Source organism: Rhizobium sp. FG113, assembly GCF_057809895.1.
Genome location: NZ_JBMDKV010000003.1, coordinates 151,951 through 172,954, shown reverse-complemented (window position 1 = coordinate 172,954; position 21,004 = coordinate 151,951). Strand labels below are relative to the sequence as shown.

Genomic DNA, 21,004 nt, shown 5'->3' with positions numbered 1-21,004 from the left:
TCAGACCGCCTTGGCGGCGGCGAAGCCGCGCTCGATATCGAGCTTGATATCGGCAACATCCTCCAGACCGATCTGAAGGCGGATCACCGGCCCCTCCGTCGGCGCCTTGGTGACGCGGCGGTCGTTCAGGTTGACGTGGACCGCCAGGCTTTCGAAGCCACCCCAGGACCAGCCGAGACCGAAGATCCTCAGCGCATCGAGGAAGGCATGCGCCTTCGGCTTGAATGCGGCCGGGCCGTCTGCCTTCAGCACGAAGGAGAAGATGCCGCTGGCGCCCTTGAAGTCGCGCTTCCAGAGCTCGTGGCCCGGGAAGCTCGGCAGCGCCGGATGCAGCACGGCGGCCACGTCTTCATGGCCTTCCAGCCATTTGGCGATAGTAAGCGCGCTCTCGTAGTGACGCTCGAGGCGCACACCCATGGTGCGCAGGCCGCGCAGGATCTGGTAGGCATCGTCAGGCGCGCCGCAGATGCCGAGCGTAATGTTGGCCTCGTGCAGCTGCTCCCAGTGCTTGGCATTGGCCGAAACCGTGCCCATCAGGATATCGGAGTGACCGGACGGATATTTCGTCGCCGCGTGGATCGAGATGTCGACGCCGTAATCGAGCGGGCGGAAATAGACCGGTGTCGCCCAGGTATTGTCCATCGTCACCACCGCGCCGTGCTTGTGGGCGATCGCGGCGATAGCCGGGATATCCTGCATCTCGAAGGTGTTGGAGCCCGGCGCTTCCGTGTGGACCAGCTTCGTATTGGGCTTGATCAGCGTCTCGATGCCGACGCCGATCGCCGGATCGTAGTATTCGACGGAAACGCCGAGGCGCTTCAGCATCGTGTCGCAGAAATGGCGGGTCGGGCCATAGACCGAATCGACGACCAGCGCATGATCGCCCGACGACAGGAAAGCCAGGAACGGCACGGTAACGGCTGCGAGACCCGAGGGAACGAGGATCGTTCCGGCCGATCCCTCAAGCGCGTCGATCGCCTCGCAAAGGGCATCGGTGGTTGGCGTTCCGCGTGTTCCGTAGGTGTATTTCTGCGCCCGCTGGTCCATCGCCTTGGCGTTCGGAAACAGCACCGTCGATGCATGCACGACCGGCGGATTAACGAAGCCATGATAGTCGGAAGGGTCATTGCCGATATGCGAAAGGCGGGTGTTGATGCCGGCGTTTTGAAGCCGGCCGTCTCTATCTGTCATGTCTAATTAAGCCTTTGGAATGAACGCTCTTTGCGGAACTCTTGGACCTGTCCCGAGGCGGGGTCAACCCCGCTCACGTAACGTAAAGTCGACCAAGAGAACCGGTCGGTACGGCAATTATCCAGATATATCAGTGAGTTTGCGCGATTTTTTTCGCCAAACACTGCCTTTTGGGTAATCAATTGCTCATTTTGTGAGCCGCGCTCAGCAAATTGCCGAAATATCACGCAATCTTGTGGCGCGAGACTTGACCGTGGTGACATTTCCGACTGTGATAGACCAACTCGCGCCGGGAGGGTGTCGGGTCTTTTGGGGGGTCTGCATGCTTCTGCCGACGCTCCCACAATAAACAAAAGATAACGGAAAAAGGTTGGGAAAAATGAAGATTAAGCTTCTGTCGGTCGCCATTGGCGCAGCAGTCTTCGCACTTGGCGCTTCGGCAGCTTCGGCGACGACGCTCGGGGACGTAAAAGCAAAAGGGTTCGTTCAGTGCGGCGTCAACACCGGTCTGACCGGTTTCGCGGCACCTGACGCTTCCGGCAACTGGGCCGGTTTCGACGTCGATTTCTGTAAGGCCGTTGCATCCGCCGTCTTCGGCGATCCGACCAAGGTGAAGTACACGCCGACCAACGCCAAGGAGCGCTTCACGGCGCTGCAGTCCGGCGAAATCGACGTTCTGTCGCGTAACACGACGTGGACCATCAACCGTGACACCGCTCTCGGCTTCAACTTCCGCCCGATCACCTATTATGACGGTCAGGGCTTCATGGTTCGCAAGAGCCTGAACGTGAAGTCGGCTCTCGAGCTTTCGGGCGCTGCCATCTGCGTACAGTCCGGCACGACGACCGAGCTCAACCTCGCCGACTACTTCAAGGCCAACAACCTGCAGTACAATCCGGTGGTTTTCGAAAAGCTTGAGGAAGTCAACGCAGCCTATGATTCGGGCCGTTGCGACGTCTACACCACCGACCAGTCCGGCCTCTACTCGCTGCGTCTGACGCTGAAGAACCCCGACGAGCACATGATCCTGCCTGAGATCATCTCTAAGGAGCCGCTCGGCCCGGCCGTTCGCCAGGGCGACGACCAGTGGTTCGACATCGTTTCCTGGACGGCTTACGCTCTGATCAATGCCGAGGAATTCGGCATCACCCAGGCCAACGTCGACGAGATGAAGAACTCGCCGAACCCAGATATCAAGCGCTTCCTCGGCTCCGAGGCTGACACCAAGATCGGCACCGATCTCGGCCTCACCAACGACTGGGCTGCTAACGTCATCAAGGGCGTCGGCAACTACGGCGAAATCTTCGAGCGCAACATCGGCCAGGGCAGCCCGCTGAAGATCGCTCGCGGCCTGAACGCGCTGTGGAACAAGGGCGGCATCCAGTACGCACCTCCGGTCCGCTAATCGGCCCCTTATGAAAGCCCGGAAAGGCGGCCAAGCCGCCTTTCCGTCTTCCAAAAAAGAAAAGCCCTAAAAGGGGCACACAGGGGAAAGGCTCGGCATGGCGCAGCAAGAGGCGGCTCACACCACACCCATATCCGAAAACGGCTGGAACTACCGGTCCGTACTCAACGACCCGAAATATCGCGGCATCTTCTTCCAGGTTCTCACCGTCGTCGCACTCGTCGGCCTCGTCTGGTGGATCGCACACAACACCGCGGCCAATCTGGCGCGCAGCAACACGGCCTCGGGCTTCGGCTTCCTGCGCGGCCGTGCCGGCTTCGAAGTCGGCCAGTCGCTGATCAGCTATTCCAGCGATTCGACCTATGGACGCGCGCTTGTCGTCGGTATCCTCAACACCATGCTGGTGGCCATCACCGGCATCATCACGGCGACCATCATCGGCTTCATCGTCGGCATCGGGCGCCTGTCGCACAACTGGCTGATCGCCAAGCTGTGCCAGATCTATGTCGAGGTGTTCCGCAACATCCCGCCGCTGCTCGTCATCTTCTTCTGGTATTCCGGTGTTCTCGCCGTTCTGCCGCAGCCGCGTGAATCGCTGCATCTGCCGTTCAGCATGTTCCTCAACAATCGCGGCCTGGCCTTCCCTCGCCCGATCTTCGAGAGCGGCATGCTCGCGGTGCTGGCGGCCTTCGTGATCGCGATCATCGCCGTCATCTTCATGGCGCGCTGGGCGCACAAGCGGCAGGCTGCCACCGGCAAGCCGTTCCACACCATCTGGGTGTCGATCGGGCTCATCGTCGGTTCGCCCGTCGTGGCTTTCCTCGCTTCGGGACTGCCGATGTCCTTCGACATTCCCGTTGCCGGCAAGTTCAACCTCACCGGCGGCTCGGTCGTCGGGCCTGAGTTCATGTCGCTGTTCCTGGCGCTGTCCTTCTACACCGCATCCTTCATCGCCGAGATCGTTCGCGGCGGTATTCGTGGCGTGCCAAAAGGCCAATCGGAAGCGGCCGGCGCGCTTGGTCTGCACCCCTCCAGCGTCACGCGCCTCGTCGTCGTTCCGCAGGCGATGCGCATCATCATCCCGCCGCTGACGAGCCAATATCTCAACCTCACCAAGAACTCGTCGCTGGCGATCGCAATCGGCTTCTCGGACCTCGTCGCGGTCGGCGGCACCATCATGAACCAGAGCGGCCAGGCGATCGAGATCGTCTGCATCTGGGGTATCATCTACCTCGGGCTCAGCATTCTCACCTCGCTGTTCATGAACTGGTTCAACGCCAAGATGGCCCTGGTGGAGAGATAAGACGATGTCCGTATCCAAGAACTCTTTCGTCCGAACAACAATGCTGTCGCCAGAACCCGCCCCGGCGGGAGAAAAGGGCGTAACCGCCTGGGTCCGCAAGAACCTTCTGGCGACACCGAAAGACGTTGTGCTGACGGTGCTTGCGCTGGCGCTCATCCTCTGGGCGGTGCCGCACATCGTCAACTGGCTGTTTATCGAAGCCGTCTGGTCCGGTCCCGACCGCACCTTCTGCGCAACGACCGTGCAAGGCGGCGTTCAGCCTGATGGCTGGAGCGGCGCCTGCTGGGCCTTCGTGCAGGCCAAGTACGACCAGTTCATCTTCGGCCGCTATCCGATTAGCGACCGCTGGCGCCCGACCATCGTCGGCATCCTGTTCGTCGCTCTCCTCGTGCCGATGCTGATCCCGTCGGTGCCGCGCAAGGGTCTGAACGCCATCCTGCTGTTCCTCGTCCTGCCGGTCGTTTCCTTCTGGCTGCTTTACGGCGGCTTCGGTCTCGAGGTCGTGGAAACGTCGCTCTGGGGCGGCCTGATGGTGACGCTGATCCTGTCCTTCGTCAGCATCGCGGTCTCCTTCCCCTGCGGCATCCTGCTCGCGCTCGGTCGGCGATCAAAGATGCCCGTCATCCGCATGGTGTGCGTGGCCTTCATCGAAATCGTCCGCGGCGTGCCGCTGATCACCGTCCTCTTCATGGCAAGCGTCATGCTGCCGCTGTTCCTGCCGACCGGCTGGACCATCGACAAGCTGCTGCGCGCACTGATCGGGGTGTCGATCTTCACCTCGGCCTACATGGCCGAAGTCATCCGCGGCGGCCTGCAGGCCATTCCGAAGGGTCAGTTCGAGGGTGCAGATTCGCTCGGCCTCGGCTATTGGCAGAAGACCCGGCTGGTGATCATGCCACAGGCGATCAAGCTGGTTATCCCCAGCATCGTCAACACCTTCATCGGCACCTTCAAGGATACGTCGCTGGTGTCGATCATCGGCATGTTCGACCTGTTGAACATCGTGCGCCTGAACTTCTCGGACGCCAACTGGGCCAGTGCGGTGACGCCTTTGACCGGCCTGATCTTCGCGGGCTTCGTTTTCTGGCTTTTCTGCTTCGGCATGTCACGCTATTCAAACTTCATGGAACGCCACCTCGACACTGGCCACAAACGATAAGAGCAAGGGGAAAAATCATGGCTGAAGCCCAACCCAAAAAGATGACCGTGTCGGCAACCGATGTTGCCATCGAGATCATCGGCATGAACAAGTGGTACGGTGATTTCCACGTGCTGCGCGACATCAACCTCAAGGTCATGCGCGGCGAGCGCATCGTCATCGCCGGCCCTTCTGGCTCCGGCAAATCGACGATGATCCGCTGCATCAACCGTCTGGAAGAGCACCAGAAGGGCCAGATCATCGTCGACGGTACAGAGCTGACCAACGACCTGAAGAAGATCGACGAAGTGCGCCGCGAAGTCGGCATGGTGTTCCAGCACTTCAATCTCTTCCCGCACCTGACGATCCTGGAAAACTGCACGCTGGCGCCGATCTGGGTGCGCAAGATGCCGAAGAAGCAGGCCGAAGAAATCGCCATGCACTTCCTCAAGCGCGTCAAGATCCCCGAGCAGGCCAACAAGTATCCGGGCCAGCTCTCCGGTGGTCAGCAGCAGCGCGTGGCAATCGCCCGCTCGCTGTGCATGAACCCGAAGATCATGCTGTTCGACGAGCCGACCTCGGCACTCGACCCTGAAATGATCAAGGAAGTGCTCGACACGATGGTCGGTCTTGCCGAAGAAGGCATGACGATGCTGTGCGTGACCCACGAAATGGGCTTCGCCCGCCAGGTCGCCAACCGCGTCATCTTCATGGACCAGGGCCAGATCGTCGAACAGAACTCGCCGGCCGAGTTCTTCGACAATCCGCAGCACGAGCGCACCAAGCTCTTCCTCAGCCAGATTCTGCACTAAAAGCGCGGATAGCGCGCCGCTCAACAATCATCCCCGCCCTATCAAACGATAGGCGGGGATGAAATGCGTTGTAAGGGAAGAGTGCGTGTCGCCCTATCGGTGGTTCGCGGCCGTCGGGTCGGCCAGCGGCAGTTCGCGGTCGGGTTCGGCGACGTAGTTGCCGAGCAGCCAGAGGGCCACTTCGGAGGCTTCCTTTGGCGAGGCGAATTCGAAGGTGCCGTTCTGGTGCGGCGTATCGAGAAAATCGACCGTCAGCCCCTTGCCGCTATCGGAGCTTTGAACGCGCACCCTGCCCGGCTGGATGACCTGGCAGGAGTAATGGCGCTGCATGCTACGCATGAATCCGGCTTTGTTGTCGTGCAGGCGGACGAAGACCACCTGACCGTTGGCCGTTGCCTGGAGCGAGCGGATCGCTTCGGTCGGGAAGGCGCGGTTGAACTCGATGATGGCAAGGCCGGTATCGTGCAGGCCCTGCTCCTCGTGCTTCGCCGACATGCGCACGGCGATGAAGGCCACGATGACGAGCATCACGAAAAGAGTGGCCCAGATCATTATGCTCACGTCACACTCCATTCAAAGCAAGCGATGATGACAGCTATAACGCGCGAGGCTTGCGCGAGTTTGAACGAGCCTCAGATTTTCTTGCGCATCAGCGCCATGGTCATGCCGATCTGGCGGCGCCATTGCGGTTGCTGCGCAGAGCGATCGAACAACCCTGCCCCCAGCTTCTGCGCCTTCGACAGCACCGGCGCGGCGAGTGCTGCCGGCAGGAAGGCCGGGAAGACCGTTTGCGGGATGGTGACCTTGCGCGCCCTCGCGAGATGGTCGCGGCCGAGGCCGGCGAAGGCCTCGATGGCCGCCGAGATGCGCGCCTTGTCTTCGCCAGCCAGAAAGGTGTCTCGGTCGAGCCCCGTCGCGGCCAGGATCTCGAGCGGGATATAGATCTGGCCGCGATGGCGATGGAGCGGCATCAAGAGCAGCAATCCCGCGATCGCCTGGGCGACGCCGGCATGGCCGGCCGCTTCGGCCGACCGCGCCGCCTCGTCCGGCGACAAGATCAGGCTTGCCAGCTGGATCAGCGCCGAAGCGGTTTCGCCGGCATAGCCTTCCAGCGCGCCGCGCGATTCCATCGGATCGTCGTAGAGGTCGAAGATGCGGGCGTCGATCATATTCGACAGCGTCTGGCGCGGCAGGCGGTGGGTCTCGACCGCTGACAACAGGGCCGCAGCCAGCGGGTTGGCCTCGGTGGAGCCGTGCGCGGTTCCCTCCAGAAGATCGCGCCAATATTGCATGCGAACTTCGCCGGGCAGCGGCTCGTGCACGAGATCGCGGATGCGGGCGAGTTCGGCGTTGAAGGCGTAAAGCGCCGCCAGCGCGCCACGTTTGTCTTCGGGAGACAGCAGGCAGGCGAGATAGCGGTCGCGATCGCTGTCGCGCAGCATCGCCAGGCAAATGTCCTGGTTCGTCGAGGATTGATCGGCCATGCGTCAGACCGCGATCAGCGCCGCTGCGACAGCGCGCGATTCCATCAGCATGATGTTGAAGGTGCGCACTGCCGCACCCGTGCTCATCGAATCCGAGGAAATGCCTGCGCCCTTCAGCGCAGCTTTCAGCTCCGCCGGGATCGGGCGCATGTCGACACCGGTGCCGAGCAGCAGGAATTCGATCTCGGACGCCTCGTTCAGGACACGCTGCAGGTTTTCGATCGACAGCGGCATGGTCGCATCCATGTTCCAGCCGTGAATGCCCGACGGCAGGCAGAGGATGGAGCCGCGATGCGACATGTCGGCAAAGCGGAAGCCGCCGTTCCCGTAGGTATCGATCGGAGCGCGACCGGGAAAATGCGCTTCGCGTATTTCAATGCCTCTTGCCATATTCTCACACTGCCGGCTTGCCGGGCTGGGCGGCCGGTTCCGGTACTTTCTTGTCGTTATCGTTATCGAGCGCATCCGGGCGGAGCTTGAAAACGATCAGCACCGGTGCAGCAATGTAGATGGAGGAAAACGTGCCGATGGCAACACCAGCCAGCATGATGAAGGCGAAGGAGCGGATGACCTCGCCGCCGAAGATCGCCAGCGCGAGCAGCGCCAGCATGGTGGTGGCGGCGGTCAGCACGGTGCGCGACAGCGTCTGGTTGATCGACGCATCGATCAGGATCGGCAATGGCATCTTGCGGTAACGCTTCAGGTTTTCGCGCATGCGGTCGTAGACCACGACGGTATCGTTGAGCGAATAGCCGATGATCGTCAGAAGGGCGGCGACGCTGGTCAGGTTGAACTCGATGCCTGTTAGCACGAACAACCCGAGGATCAGGATGATGTCGTGCAGCGTGGCAACGATGGCGCCGACGGCGAACTGCCACTCGAAGCGCATCCAGATATAGACGAGGATGACGATGAGCGAGGCGAGCACGCCGAGCGAGGCGGCGCGGGTGAGTTCGCCAGAGATGGCGGGGCCGACCACTTCGACGCGGCGGAAGTCATAATCGTTGGCGAGTTCGTCGCGCACCAGCGTGACCGCCGACTGTTCGGCATTCTCGCCGCCGCCCTGCGCTTCCAGCTGGATCAGCGCGCCGGCGGGATCGGCAAGCCTGCGGGCAAGAATGTCGCCGATCGGCAGATCGCCGAGGCGGGCGCGGATATCCTCAAGGTCGGCAGGACCCTGCTTGGCCTTGACCTCGATGATCGAGCCACCGGCGAAGTCGATGCCAAGATGCATTCCGACCGCCGCGAAGCCCAGCATGGCGGCGACGCAAAGGGCGGCCGAGGCGGTGAAGACATAGCGGCGGATGCCCATGAAGCGGATGTTGGCGCGATCGAAGATGCCCGTGTGGACATCCTTCGGCAGATGCCGGGGATGACGGCGATGCAGCCAGGTGACGACGATCCAGCGGGTGAGCGTGACGGCAGTAAAAATGGTGGTCAGGATGCCGGCGGCGAGCGTGACGGCAAAGCCGCGCACCGCGTCGTTGCCGAGGAAATAGAGGATGACGGCGGCGATGAAGATGGTGACGTTGGCGTCTAAGATCGTCATGATCGCACGGGAGAAACCGTAGTCGATCGCCTCGAAGAACGGCCGGCCGGTTTTTGCTTCGTCGCGGATGCGCTCGTAGATCAGCACATTGGCGTCAACCGCCATGCCCATGATGAGCACGATGCCGGCAATCCCCGGCAAGGTGAGCGTGGCGCCGATGAGGCTCATCACCGCGAGGATGAGGATGAGGTTCAAGAGCAGCGACAGCGCGGCGATCAGGCCGAGGCCGCGATAGAAGCCGAACATCAGGCCGATGACCAGGATCGCCGCGACGATACCGGCGACAAGCCCTGCCCGCGCCGATTCCGCGCCGAGCGCCGGGCTGACCGTACGCTCCTCGACCGTCGTCAGCGTGGCCGGAAGCGCGCCGGCGCGCAGCATGAGAGCCAGATCGCCGGCGCCTTCCTCGGTGTAGCTGACCGGGATCTCGCCCTTGCCGTCGAGGATCGGCGCGCTGATCGGGAGCGACGCCATGACCTGATCGTCGAAGATGATGGCGAGGTGGCCGCCGGCGTGCTGCTGCGTCTTCTCCGCCAGGCGCTTGGTGCCTTCGGCGTCGAGTGCGTAGCGGATCGCCACCGTGTCGGCCTGTGCATCCGCGAAGGATTGGACATCGACGACATTGGCGCTGGTGATGAAATCGCTACGGTCCACGAGATAGGGGATCGGAGGATCATCTAGCGAATAGAGAACTTCGGAACTCGCCGGCCAGCGACCGTTGACCGCGTCCTGCCCCGACATGGTTTCGTCGAGCATGCGCACCGAAAGCTTGGCAGGCTCATTCAGAATGTTCTTCAGACGCTCGGCATCGATGATGCCGAAGACCTGGACATCGAGACGATCGGCACCCTCGGGCTTGATCGCGAAATCCGGATTGCCGAGGCCGGCGATGCGGCGGCTGACGATGTCGACGGATTGGGCCTGCGCCTCTGAAATGGCGGCGTCGATGGCGGCATCCGCGATTTCGATGGTGAGGTCGCCGCTATTGGTCTGCTTGAGCGTCACACCCTGTGTCGAGGTCAGATTTTTCAGCGCGGCGACGGCGGCGTCGACCTGCGCGGGGTCGGTGATCTTGACGGTGACCGTCTGGTCGTTGCCCGTAAGCCCGGTGTAACGAATGTTGGCCTGGCGCAAAGAGCGGCTGATCTCGCCGACGGTGGCGACCAGCTTCTGGCGCGCGACATCGGCGCGGTCGACCTCGAAGACGACATGCGTGCCGCCGCGGAGATCGGAGCCCAGCACGACGCGATGCTTGGACAGCCAGGAAGACAGCAGGCCGGACTGGCCGACCGGCAGAAAATTGGGGGCCGCGATCAACACGGCCACCAGCACCACAAACCAGATCAGAAGGGTCTTCCAGCGGGAAAAATGAAGCATTTTCTCTCGACTATGTCAGATCCGGGTGATCCGGTTCGTGGGATATGCATGATGATTATGCGGCGTCTGCCTTTACGGGCTCGCCCTTGACGCGGATCTCAGTGACGCCGGTGCGGACAACGCGAACGCGCACGCCATCAGCAATTTCGACTTCGATTTCTTTTTCGTCAATCACCTTGGTGACCTTGCCGACGAGACCGCCGGAGGTGACGACCTGATCGCCGCGACGGATTGCCTTCAGGGCTTCGTCACGCTTCTTCGCCTGGGCGCGCTGCGGACGGATGAGCAGGAAATACCAGACGACCATCAACGGCACGAACAGGATGATCATTTCGAAGCCGGAACCGAACGGCGACGCCGCACTGTCGGTGGCCTGGGCGAATGCCGGGGTGATGAACATGCTAATCTCCTCAAACTTTTCCGGAGGCGGAATGTCGCCTTTTTTCTCGGTGGCCGGACTATAATTATGGTCTTTGCGATTGCAACTGAAACAGCCGAAAACCGTACCGATTCCGCTGCCTAATAACCTTTCCGCGTATAAAAGGCCATGCTACCCGACTACGAAAAGCAATTGCCACACAGCCGCATACGCCCCAAGGAGAAAAGGCCATGGCCGAAGACGTCAACAGCATCATTCTCGGCGAACTGCGCCGCCTTGCCGATGCCGTGGAACGGCTGGCGGGACCGCCGCCCGCCATCAACGACTGGAACGCGGCCGACTGTTTCGTCTGGGCCCCTGCCCGCCAGCATCTGCAGCCTGTCCAGCGCCCAAACCGCGTGGCGCTGGCGCTGATCCGCGGCGTCGATCGCGTGCGCGACATCCTGCATGAAAACACGGTGCGTTTCGCCGAAGGCTATGCCGCCAACAACGTGCTTCTGTGGGGTGCACGGGGCATGGGCAAGTCGTCGCTGGTGAAGGCTGTTCACGAAGATGTCAGACGCGACAGCGGCGTCTCGCTGAAGCTGGTCGAGGTGCACCGCGAGGATATTGCCAGTCTGCCCACACTGCTCGACCTCCTGAAGGACACGCCGCACCGGGTCATCGTCTTCTGCGACGACCTTTCCTTCGACCACGACGACACGGCCTACAAGTCGCTGAAGGCAGCGCTCGATGGCGGGGTCGAGGGACGGCCGGAAAATGTACTGTTCTATGCGACCTCCAACCGTCGCCACCTGCTGCCGCGCCACATGATGGAAAACGAACAGTCGACGGCGATCAACCCGTCGGAGGCGGTGGAGGAGAAGGTCTCGCTGTCGGACCGCTTCGGGCTGTGGCTCGGCTTCCACAAGTGCAGCCAAGAAGACTATCTGACGATGATCGACGGCTATGCTGCCCACTTCAAGCTGCCGCTCGACCGCGAAACGCTGCATGCGGAAGCGCTGGAATGGGCAACCACGCGCGGCGCCCGCTCGGGCCGCGTCGCCTGGCAGTATGTCCAGGACCTCGCAGGCCGGAAGCGGATCGCGCTCGATAGAGCCTAGTCCTCATTCAATCATCGACCAAAACGACAAAAGCCCGGCGTCTGCCGGGCTTTTGCGTTGTCCTCGATACACAATACCTATTCGAGGAAACTCTTGACCTACTCGAGGCCTAACCTACTCAAGGAAAGTCATCGGGTTCACCGGCGTCGCATCCTTGCGGACTTCGAAGTGAACCTGCGGCTGCTTGACGTTGCCGCTCATCCCTGACACCGCGACCGTCTGGCCGCGCTGGATCTTCTGGCCACGCGTCACGCTCAGCGTGTCGGCATTGCCGTAGACGGTGACGGTGCCGTCGTCGTGGCGAACGAGGACCGTGTTGCCGAGTTCCTTGAGGCCGTTGCCGGCGTAGATGACGACGCCGTTTTCAGCTGCCTTGATGGCCGTGCCCTGCGGAACCGAGATGTCGATACCGTCGTTGCGGCTGCCGTTGACGTTGGCGCCATAGGCGGCGATCACGGCACCACGGACCGGCCAGCGATACTTGCCTATGCCGGTGGCTTCAGGTGCTGCCGATGCCACTTCCTTCTTGGCGGCATCGCTGACGCTTTCGGTGGCGACCGGCGCCTTGTAGGTGGCGGGCTGGGCTGCGGCCGTTTCAGGCGCGGATGCCGGCTGTGCGGCGGGCTTGGGCTCCGCCTTCGGCTGGATCGACGCCGTCTTCATGGTGTCGGCGCCGCCGTTGCCGTTCGGGATGTTCAGTTCCTGACCGATGCGGATCGAGCCGGCAGTGAGGTTGTTGGCGGCCTTGATGTCGTCGATGCTGTTGCCGGTCGCCTTGGCGATCTTGGCAAGCGAGTCACCGGACTTGACGACGTATGTGCCGCCCGCGCCCTTCGGGCCGGCGCCGACGGGCGCCTTGCCGGATTGATCGGCGCTTGCCATCGACTTGTCACGCGAGGCGTTCGAACCATTCGGGATGACCGCGAGGTTCTGTTCCTGGCCACGAGCCGGCTGCGGCGCCTGACCACCCTTCGCGAGATCGTTCGACTGCGCGGCCGCCTTGGCGGCGTTGCCGCCGTTGAAGGTCGGGATCAGGATGGTCTGGCCGGGTCTGGCGGCGGCGGCACTCTTCAGGCCGTTGGCGCGCAGGATTTCCTTTTCAGGAACGCCGTAGCGGTTGGCGAGGATCGCGACGCTTTCGCCGGGACGCATGGTCACCGAGGGAGCGTTGGTCGAGGACCAGCCGGAGACCTTCGGGGTCGAGCCCGTGACGATGTTGTCGGCGTTGCGCTTCGGCGGAACGATGACCTGGCTGGAATGCTGTGGCGCGTTGGCGGCCGGGAACGGCTGAGCGAGGGCAACCTGCTTTTCGCGGGCGGCGGATACTGGAGCCTGTGACACGGCGCCGGGAGCGGCAAGCTCGGAGCGCTGGACGGAAACCGGAGCCGATGCCATGCGAGCGCTCGAGCCGTAGGTCGACTGCTGGCTCGGATATGGCTGGTTCATCGATTGATTGTTGTTTGCATAATTGGGCTGCATCGCGCCGCCCTGCATGTCCGCCTGCGGCACTGGGTCAGCCTGGAGACCACTCATGCTCCGACGAGGGATGGAATTTGTCGTCATCTGGTCCTGACCGGACGAAGAAAACAGACCGCCGAAACGTGTCACATCGGAACTGCAACCTGATGCAGCACTCGCCAGGAGAGCCACGATCAGGGCATTACCGGCAGACTTCCCGAACTTAGGCGAAACGCTGAAACGCATGACACTCGACCCACTGAATAACGCAACCATTTGTGGGTATGATTAAAGCGCGTTAGCATTACCAACCGGTTAAGGCGGAAACATCAGCTTGCGTTTTTTGACAAATCGCTAACCATAGCGACGACGCGATCAGAGTTGCGAGGCGACGCGCGGAACAATCGGCAGGTATGGGGAGTTGAACAACTCCTCTCGCTCGAAGCGGCTGCCGGTCTTGGTCAGGCGAACGAGGCGACATTCGGTCTCGGAGATGATCAGCGGCGCGATCATCGAACCACCGGAAACCAGCTGGTCGGCATAGAAGCGCGGCATGCTCTCGAAGGCAGCGGTGACGAGGATGCGGTCGAAGGTGCCCTCGCCCTGCAGGCCAGCACTGCCATCAGCCTGACGAACGATGATGTTGCGGATGCCGAGCGTCTCGAAACGCTTCTGGGCATTCGAGGTCAGCGTCTTGTAGCGGTCGATGGTGAGCACGCGCTCTGCCATGCGAGCCATTACGGCCGTCATGAAGCCGCTGCCGGTGCCCACTTCCAGCACACGCTGGCCGGGTTTCACCCTTAGGTGATGCAGGACGCGGACGGCGAAATCGACGCCTTCGAGGAAGGAGCCGCATTCGATCGGGATGGTGCGGCTGGAATAGGCCTGCTCTGCGAGTTGCGGTGGCACGAAGAGCGAGCGCGGCGCCTGCTCGACCGCCGTCAGCAGATCAAGATCGGACACGCCTTCGGCCCGCAGCCTCAAAACGAGTGCCGCAAACTCTTCCTTCTCCACCAGACGTGCCGCCAATGCGATTTACTCCGTACCCGAAAGCGCCCGCGCCACGCGGTCCTGTACGGAATAATCGGTCAGATCCAGTTTCAAAGGCGTTACCGAAATCTTTCTATTCTTGAGCGCGTTGACATCAGTGCCGTCAACGAAGGCGCCGGCGCGCTCGCCGAACTTCAGCCAGTAGTAGGGAAAGCCGCGACCATCGGCGCGGGCATCGACCTCCAGATTGAAGGCGAGCTTGCCCTGCGCGGTCACTTCCGTGCCCTCGACTTCGTCAGGCGCGCAGTTCGGGAAATTGAGATTGAGGAAAGTCCCCTCGGGCAGATCGACCGACATCAACTTGTTGAGCAGCGCCGGCGCATGCGTCTCGCAGACTTCCCAGGGAAGGATGCGCTGGTCGCCTTCGCGAATGTAAGCCTGGCTCAACGCAAAGGAGCGCACGCCCTGCATCGTGCCTTCGATGGCGCCGGCGATCGTGCCGGAATAGGTGACGTCGTCAGCGACGTTCGAGCCGGCATTGACGCCCGACAGCACGAGATCGGGCTTGATCTCCATCACCTGCTTGATGCCCATGATGACGCAATCGGTCGGCGTGCCGCGCAGCGCGAAGTGCTTGTCGGAGATCTTTCGCAGGCGCAGCGGCTCCGACAGGCTCAGCGAATGCGCGAGACCGCTCTGGTCGGTCTCGGGCGCGACGATCCAGACATCGTCGGAGAGTGTGCGCGCAATCCGCTCCAGCGCCGCAAGGCCTTCCGCGTGAATGCCGTCGTCGTTGGTAAGCAGAATGCGCATGGTCTCAAGCCGCCTTTTCGATCTTCGTCAGGCCGCCCATGTAGGGTACCAGCACGTCGGGGATGGTCACCGAGCCATCCTCGTTCAGATAGTTTTCCAGAACCGCGATCAGGCAGCGGCCGACGGCGGTGCCGGAGCCGTTCAGCGTGTGAACGAAGCGGTTGGTCTTGTCTTCCTTGCCGCGATAGCGCGTGTTCATGCGCCGCGCCTGGAAATCGCCGCAGACCGAGCAGGACGAGATTTCGCGGTAGGTGTTCTGGCCGGGCAGCCAGACCTCGAGATCGTAGGTCTTGCGCGAGCCGAAGCCCATGTCGCCGGTGCAAAGCGTCAGCGTGCGGAAATGCAGGCCGAGGCGCTTCAGCACTTCCTCTGCGCAAGCCGTCATGCGCTCATGCTCGGCGATCGAGCTTTCGGCGTCGGTGATCGAGACCAGCTCGCACTTCCAGAACTGGTGCTGGCGCAGCATGCCGCGGGTGTCGCGGCCGGCCGAACCTGCTTCCGAGCGGAAGGACGGGGTCAGCGCGGTGAAGCGCAGCGGCAGCTTGTCGTGCTCGAGGATTTGCTCGCGCACGAGGTTGGTGAGTGTGACTTCCGCGGTCGGGATCAGCCAGCGGCCGTCCGTGGTGCGAAACATGTCCTCGGCGAATTTCGGCAGCTGGCCCACGCCGAAGACCGCTTCGTCGCGCACCATCAGCGGCGAGCTGACTTCGGTGTAGCCGTGCTCGCTGGTGTGCAGGTCGATCATGAACTGGCCAAGCGCCCGCTCCAGCCTTGCCAGCGGGCCGGTCAATACGGTGAAGCGCGAGCCGGAGAGCTTGGCGGCGGTTTCGAAATCCATGTAGCCGAGCGCTTCGCCGATTTCGTAGTGTTCCCTAGGCGTATGGTTCCAACGCGGCTTCTCGCCGGTGACACGCGTCACGACGTTGTCGGCCTCGTCCTTGCCGACGGGGACGTCGTCATGGGGGACGTTGGGGATGCGCGAGAGGGCGTCGTTCAGCTCTTCGGAGAAGGCGCGATCGTCTTCCTCGGCGGCCGGCAGCAGGACCTTAAGGTCGGCGACCTCGGCCTTCAGCTTCTCGGCCAGCTCGGTGTTCTTCTGCGCCATGGCAGCGCCGATCTCCTTGGAGGCGGCGTTGCGGCGGGACAGCATGTCCTGGACCTTCTGTACAGCCGTGCGGCGCTTTTCGTCCAGCGCGATCAGGCTTTCAGACAGGGGCTCGGCACCACGCTTGGCAAGTGCCGCGTCGAGGGCTTCGGGATTCTCACGGATCCATTTGATATCGAGCATCGTCGTTCCAGGTCGTTACAAAAAGGATGACCCGGCCAAAGCCTGACCGGGCCTCGACCGGATATTGGAAAGCGCTCATCGAGGAATTGCGGTCACGCTAGACGTTGTCCGCCTTGGCAACGTCCTGGGACCCTTCAGCCTCGGTGGCCGCATCGCGCGCACGCTGGCGTTCCACGAGTCGCGCCGCGTAGATGGCAATCTCGTAGAGAATGATGGTCGGCAGCGCAAGGCCGATCTGGGACATCGGATCGGGCGGGGTCAGCACCGCCGCGACGATGAAGGCCATGACGATCGCGAACTTGCGCTTCTCGCGCAGCCAGTCCGAGGTCAGCAGGCCGACGCGGGCAAGCAGCGTGGTGATGACGGGAAGCTGGAAGACCAGGCCGAAGGAGAAGACCAGCGTCATGATGAGGCTGAGATATTCAGAGACCTTCGGCAGGAGCGAGATGGCGACGTCGCCCTCGCCCGGCGCCTGCTGCATGGTCAGGAAGAACCACATGACCATCGGCGTGAAGAAGAAATAGACGAGTGCGGCGCCCATCAGGAACAGGATCGGAGAGGCGATCAGGAACGGCAGGAAGGCCGAACGCTCGTTCTTGTAGAGGCCGGGGGCCACGAACTTGTAGATCTGCGCGGCGATGATCGGAAAGGCGATCACGAGACCGCCAAACATCGCCACCTTCACCTGGGTGAAGAAGAATTCCTGCGGCGCCGTGTAGATCAGCTGCGCCTTGGAGACATCGAGATGCGCCCACTGGACCGCCCATTTGTAGGGGAAGACCAGCGCATTGAAGAGATGCTTGGCGAAAATGAAGCAGACGATGAAGGCAGCGAAGAAGGCGCCGATCGACCACATGAGCCGCGTGCGCAGCTCCATCAGGTGCTCGATCAACGGCTGCGGCTTGTCTTCGATATCACCGCTCATGCTTCATCTTTCTTTTTCTTCGCTGCCGGCTTCTTCGGCGCGGCCGTGGCGACAGCTGCCGGCTTTGCGGCGACCGTCTTCTTTGCGGGAGCAGCCTTGGCCGGAGCCGGAGCCGCCTTGACGGCCGCGGGCTTTGCAGCTGCACGCTTCGGCTTTTCGGCCGGGGTAACCGCGACGGCGGCTACAGCGTCCGCCTTGTCGGCGGCCTTGGCGCGGGGCTTGCGGGCGGGCTTTGCCGCTGCAGCCTCAGGCACGGCAGCCGATGCTGATGGCACCGGCGTCGGAGCCGGCATGACTGCGGGCGTCTCGGTCGGTGCGACCTCGGGCGCCGGCATAAGACCAAGCGGCGCTTCCGTCTTGCTATCGACCGTTGTCGAGCGCTGCAGATCGGCCTTGATCTCGTTGCCCATCTGGCGAAGCGGATTCATCGCCTCGCGCAGCGTGTTGACGGGATTGAGCTTCTGCGCGTCGCTCAGCGTCTGGCGCACGTCGTCCATATCGGCTTCGCGCAGCGCCTCGTCGAACTGGGCACGGAATTCGCCGGCGACCTTGCGGGCGCGCTGCGTCATCTTGCCGAAAGCACGAAGCATCGGGGGCAGATCCTTGGGACCCACCACGACAATCAATACGACCGCGATGACAAGCAGCTCGGTCCAGCCAATATCGAACATTCAAGGCTCCTGAACGGGAAACGCGGGGGCGGCGCTGCCCGGACGTGGTTACTTCGTTTCGTCGGCCTTGTGATCGACGGTCTTGCCTGCGGTGGTCGTGCTCGAAGCTTCGGGCGCGTCCTCGTCGTTCATGCCCTTCTTGAAGCTCTTGATGCCCTTGGCAACATCACCCATCAATTCCGGAATCTTGCCGCGACCGAAGAGCAACAGCACGATGACCAGAACGATCAGCCAGTGCCACATGCTAAAAGAACCCATTACGCTAACTCCTGTTGTGATGCTCTATTGATGTAAGAATACCCGACATCAAATCCAACATCTAATTCCCCGTAGATAGACGCTTAATGTCACGGTATCGACCATCGTGACAAGATAGTCCCCGGTCGAAAAGTCGTGAAGACAATTGTTTTCGCTTCCAGTGGCGAAACAAAGACACGGAGCCGGCTATTCCTCGGTCGCGCCGCCGGGCGCCAGAAGGCCCAGTTCCTCGAGATCCATCTGCGTGATGGGGTCCTCGTCCTCTGTCAGCTCATCGTTCATCGACGGCGAAGGAATGTTGAAATTGGCCGGGATACGGCCGGAGAGCAGCCCTGCCCCCTTCAATTCCTCGATACCCGGCAGGTCGCGCAGTTCCTCAAGCCCGAAGTGATCGAGGAAGTCGCGGGTGGTGCCGAGCGTCACCGGACGTCCCGGCGTGCGGCGGCGGCCGCGAAAACGCACCCAACCGGCTTCCATCAGCACATCCAGCGTGCCGCGCGACGTCTGCACGCCGCGGATATCCTCGATCTCGGCGCGCGTCACCGGCTGGTGATAGGCGATGATGGCGAGAACCTCAAGTGCGGCGCGCGAGAGCTTGCGCACCTCGTTTTCATCGCGGCGGATGACGAAGGAGAGGTCGGCGGCGGTGCGGAACGCCCAGGCATCGTCGACCCTCACCAGATTGACGCCGCGATGGGCATACTCCTGCTGCAGCCGCAGCATGATGGCGCGCACGTCGAATGCTCTAGGCAGGCGATCGCTAATGAAGGCTTCCGAGACGGGCTGGGCCGAGGCGAAGACGAGGGCCTCGGCGATGCGCGCGGCCTCGCTCTCGTCGTGGACGGTGTCATCCCCGGTGCGTTCGTTGTCGCCATTTTCCAGATCGGTGTCTTCCAGATCGCTCACGCCGGCAGCTCCTGTTCGACGACCTGCACCGTGGCATGGTTCGGTCCTCGCCGCATATAGATCGGCTCGAAGACACCTTCCTGGCGGATTTCGATCTTGCCTTCGCGCGCGAGCTCAAGCGACGCGGCAAAGGCGCTGGCGATTGCCGTCACCCGGTCCTCGGGCGAAACCATGTAGGTCAATATATGCTGCTCGAGCGCCGTCCAGTCGCCGATCTCACCGATCAGGCGCGTCAGCAGCTCGCGCGCTTCGGTGAGCGACCAGACCGTGCGGCGCGCAATCGTGACCTGCGTCACCGCCTGGCGCTGGCGCAGCGAGGCATAGGCAGTCAGCAGATCGTAGAGGCTGGCGTCGTAGGCGGATTGGTGACGATCGGGGATATGCTCGGGCGCGCCACGGGCAAGCACGTCGCGGCCGAGACGGTTGCGGTTTACCAGACCGCCGGCCGCCTCGCGCATCGCTTCCAGGCGCTTCAGGCGAAACGCCAGCGATGCCGCCATCTCTTCACCGGAGGGGCCGTCGTCCTTGACCTGCTGCGGAATGAGCAGGCGCGACTTCAGGTAGGCGAGCCATGCCGCCATGACCAGATAGTCGGCTGCAAGCTCGATGCGGATGCGGCGGGCGCTGTCGATAAACAGCAGATATTGCTCGGCGAGCGCCAGCACGGAAATACGGGACAGATCGACCTTCTGGGTGCGGGCCAGATGGAGAAGGAGGTCGAGCGGGCCTTCGAAGCCGGCGACATCGATCAACAGCGCTGGATCCGTCGAGGCGCGGTCGGCGCCGCCGTCCTGCCACAGCTTGTCCATCGGCGTTGCCGATGTCTGCGGGCGATCCTGAACCTTTGTCGTCGTCGTCACGTCGTCTCGTTCCTTTCGCGATCAGACCGTCGCACACATCGCATCGAATTCGGCGCGGATCGCGGCCTCGTCGGCGCTATCGGCCGTCGGGAACCCCTGCTCCACGCGCTTGGCACGTTCGAGCGCTCCACCTTGCAGCAGCGGCACGTTGGCGACGACCTCAAGCATCTCATCCATATGACCATTGCAATGCAGCACGATATCGCACCCGCCCGCAATGATATTCGCCGCGCGCTCGCCAAGCGTGCCGCTCAGCGCGTTCATCGAACTATCATCGGAAAGCAACAGGCCTTTGAAGCCGATATGCTCGCGGATGATGCCGTCGATGACCTTGCGCGAGGTGGTGGCCGGATTTTCCGGGTCGATCGCGGTGAAAACGAGATGGCAGGTCATTGCCATCAGTTCGTCCTTCATGGCGATGAATGGCGGGAAGTCATGGGCTTCCAGTTCCTCGCGCGAGACGCGGACGACCGGGAGCTCGTGATGGGAATCGGCAAAGCCACGGCCGTGGCCGGGCATGTGCTTCATGACCGAGAGAACGCCGCCGGCCTTCAGGCCCTCGGATGCAGCGATGCCCATATCCGTCACCGTTTTCGGGTCCATGCCGTAGGCACGGTTGCCGATGACGTTGCTGCTGCCTTCGACCGGCACATCCAGCACGGGCAGGCAATCGACGTTGATGCCGAATTTCGAGAGATCGAAGGCGTGCAGGCGCGACATCAGCCAGGCCGCGCGCTTGCCCTTTTCCCGGTCCTCTCGATAGAGGTCGCCCAGTTGCTGGCCAGCGGGATAATGCGGCAGGATCGGCGGGCGAATGCGCTGGACGCGGCCGCCCTCCTGATCGATCAGCACCGGCGCGTGCCAGCCGACGCTTTCGCGCATCTCGGCCACGAGGTCCGATATCTGCTGCGGCTCGGAAATATTGCGGCCGAACAGGATGAAGCCCCAGGGGCGCTCGCCCGCGTAGAAGGCCTTCTCTTCGGGCGTCAGGGAAAGGCCGCTACAGCCAAGGATCATCGCTTTTGATTCGGTCATACCCGAATCATAGAGACGCCTTGGCGAAATGCGAGCAGCGTCAACTGCCATTCACAAAA

At 62.3% G+C, this 21,004-nt stretch carries 21 protein-coding genes; 5 read left to right on the top strand and 16 right to left on the bottom strand.

The features are described 5' to 3' along the window. On the bottom strand, window positions 1-1,191 hold the full coding sequence (locus tag ACODTZ_RS11065; protein WP_489025736.1) for a cystathionine beta-lyase: 1,191 nt from the start codon (window positions 1,189-1,191) through the stop codon (window positions 1-3). A gap of 379 nt (window positions 1,192-1,570) precedes the next feature. On the opposite strand from ACODTZ_RS11065, the gene ACODTZ_RS11060 reads away from it, so the two are divergent. The 4 genes from ACODTZ_RS11060 (at window position 1,571) to ACODTZ_RS11045 (ending at window position 5,849) form a co-directional block, all read left to right on the top strand. Further along, window positions 1,571-2,596, top strand: a complete 1,026-nt coding sequence (locus ACODTZ_RS11060) for an amino acid ABC transporter substrate-binding protein (protein ID WP_018900028.1) — start codon at window positions 1,571-1,573, stop codon at window positions 2,594-2,596. Between the two features lie 97 nt (window positions 2,597-2,693). Then, window positions 2,694-3,899 carry an amino acid ABC transporter permease gene (locus tag ACODTZ_RS11055; RefSeq protein WP_489025734.1) on the top strand — a complete coding sequence of 402 codons (1,206 nt, stop codon included), beginning with the start codon at window positions 2,694-2,696 and terminating at the stop codon, window positions 3,897-3,899. Window positions 3,900-3,903: 4 nt separating this feature from the next. After that, entirely contained in the window at window positions 3,904-5,058 is a 1,155-nt protein-coding gene (locus ACODTZ_RS11050) for an amino acid ABC transporter permease (RefSeq protein WP_018900030.1), read from the top strand. Between the two features lie 17 nt (window positions 5,059-5,075). Continuing rightward, window positions 5,076-5,849 carry an amino acid ABC transporter ATP-binding protein gene (locus tag ACODTZ_RS11045; RefSeq protein WP_018900031.1) on the top strand — a complete coding sequence of 258 codons (774 nt, stop codon included), beginning with the start codon at window positions 5,076-5,078 and terminating at the stop codon, window positions 5,847-5,849. A gap of 93 nt (window positions 5,850-5,942) precedes the next feature. Here ACODTZ_RS11045 and ACODTZ_RS11040 read toward each other — a convergent pair whose 3' ends face one another. The 5 genes from ACODTZ_RS11040 to yajC all read right to left on the bottom strand — a co-directional run bounded on the left by ACODTZ_RS11040 (window position 5,943) and on the right by yajC (window position 10,659). Beyond that, on the bottom strand, window positions 5,943-6,410 hold the full coding sequence (locus ACODTZ_RS11040) for a hypothetical protein (RefSeq protein ID WP_026283291.1): 468 nt from the start codon (window positions 6,408-6,410) through the stop codon (window positions 5,943-5,945). Between the two features lie 71 nt (window positions 6,411-6,481). Further along, on the bottom strand, window positions 6,482-7,333 hold the full coding sequence (locus ACODTZ_RS11035) for a phytoene/squalene synthase family protein (protein WP_489025731.1): 852 nt from the start codon (window positions 7,331-7,333) through the stop codon (window positions 6,482-6,484). 3 nt (window positions 7,334-7,336) lie between these two features. Next, window positions 7,337-7,723 (bottom strand): Mth938-like domain-containing protein, encoded by a 387-nt coding sequence (locus tag ACODTZ_RS11030; protein WP_113199537.1) that lies wholly within the window; start codon window positions 7,721-7,723, stop codon window positions 7,337-7,339. Between the two features lie 4 nt (window positions 7,724-7,727). Further along, complete coding sequence (gene secDF, locus ACODTZ_RS11025; protein WP_489025729.1) at window positions 7,728-10,259, bottom strand: protein translocase subunit SecDF; 2,532 nt, start codon at window positions 10,257-10,259, stop codon at window positions 7,728-7,730. A 55-nt stretch (window positions 10,260-10,314) separates the two neighbouring features. Continuing rightward, window positions 10,315-10,659: a preprotein translocase subunit YajC gene (yajC, locus tag ACODTZ_RS11020; protein ID WP_047510188.1), complete on the bottom strand. Its 345-nt coding sequence runs from the start codon at window positions 10,657-10,659 to the stop codon at window positions 10,315-10,317. A 209-nt stretch (window positions 10,660-10,868) separates the two neighbouring features. Here yajC and ACODTZ_RS11015 point away from each other — a divergent pair, with 209 nt between their 5' ends. Continuing rightward, a complete protein-coding gene (locus ACODTZ_RS11015) occupies window positions 10,869-11,741 on the top strand; it encodes an ATP-binding protein (RefSeq protein WP_112979598.1) in 873 nt (290 codons plus the stop codon). A gap of 114 nt (window positions 11,742-11,855) precedes the next feature. On the opposite strand, the gene ACODTZ_RS11010 is transcribed toward ACODTZ_RS11015, so the two are convergent. From ACODTZ_RS11010 to nagZ, 10 genes are all read right to left on the bottom strand, one after another. After that, window positions 11,856-13,445, bottom strand: coding sequence for a peptidoglycan DD-metalloendopeptidase family protein (locus tag ACODTZ_RS11010; RefSeq protein ID WP_489025727.1), 1,590 nt, complete (start codon window positions 13,443-13,445; stop codon window positions 11,856-11,858). A gap of 129 nt (window positions 13,446-13,574) precedes the next feature. Beyond that, complete coding sequence (locus ACODTZ_RS11005) at window positions 13,575-14,228, bottom strand: protein-L-isoaspartate(D-aspartate) O-methyltransferase (protein WP_489025725.1); 654 nt, start codon at window positions 14,226-14,228, stop codon at window positions 13,575-13,577. A 6-nt stretch (window positions 14,229-14,234) separates the two neighbouring features. Further along, window positions 14,235-15,002: a 5'/3'-nucleotidase SurE gene (surE, locus tag ACODTZ_RS11000; RefSeq protein ID WP_111561384.1), complete on the bottom strand. Its 768-nt coding sequence runs from the start codon at window positions 15,000-15,002 to the stop codon at window positions 14,235-14,237. Window positions 15,003-15,006: 4 nt separating this feature from the next. Then, complete coding sequence (serS, locus tag ACODTZ_RS10995) at window positions 15,007-16,290, bottom strand: serine--tRNA ligase (protein ID WP_489025723.1); 1,284 nt, start codon at window positions 16,288-16,290, stop codon at window positions 15,007-15,009. Between the two features lie 97 nt (window positions 16,291-16,387). Next, complete coding sequence (gene tatC, locus ACODTZ_RS10990) at window positions 16,388-17,215, bottom strand: twin-arginine translocase subunit TatC (RefSeq protein WP_489025721.1); 828 nt, start codon at window positions 17,213-17,215, stop codon at window positions 16,388-16,390. Beyond that, entirely contained in the window at window positions 17,212-17,886 is a 675-nt protein-coding gene (gene tatB, locus ACODTZ_RS10985; protein WP_489025720.1) for a Sec-independent protein translocase protein TatB, read from the bottom strand. Before tatB ends, tatC begins: the two co-directional genes overlap by 4 nt. 48 nt (window positions 17,887-17,934) lie before the next feature. After that, the gene (locus ACODTZ_RS10980) at window positions 17,935-18,144 is read right to left on the bottom strand and encodes a twin-arginine translocase TatA/TatE family subunit (RefSeq protein WP_047510174.1); all 210 of its coding nucleotides are present in this window, start codon (window positions 18,142-18,144) and stop codon (window positions 17,935-17,937) included. Between the two features lie 186 nt (window positions 18,145-18,330). Further along, window positions 18,331-19,050, bottom strand: coding sequence for an SMC-Scp complex subunit ScpB (gene scpB, locus ACODTZ_RS10975; RefSeq protein WP_489025718.1), 720 nt, complete (start codon window positions 19,048-19,050; stop codon window positions 18,331-18,333). Beyond that, complete coding sequence (locus ACODTZ_RS10970) at window positions 19,047-19,859, bottom strand: segregation and condensation protein A (protein WP_113012215.1); 813 nt, start codon at window positions 19,857-19,859, stop codon at window positions 19,047-19,049. The genes scpB and ACODTZ_RS10970 overlap by 4 nt, the downstream gene beginning before the upstream one ends. A 72-nt stretch (window positions 19,860-19,931) precedes the next feature. Then, entirely contained in the window at window positions 19,932-20,945 is a 1,014-nt protein-coding gene (nagZ, locus tag ACODTZ_RS10965; RefSeq protein ID WP_489025716.1) for a beta-N-acetylhexosaminidase, read from the bottom strand. Between the last annotated feature and the right edge of the window lie 59 nt (window positions 20,946-21,004).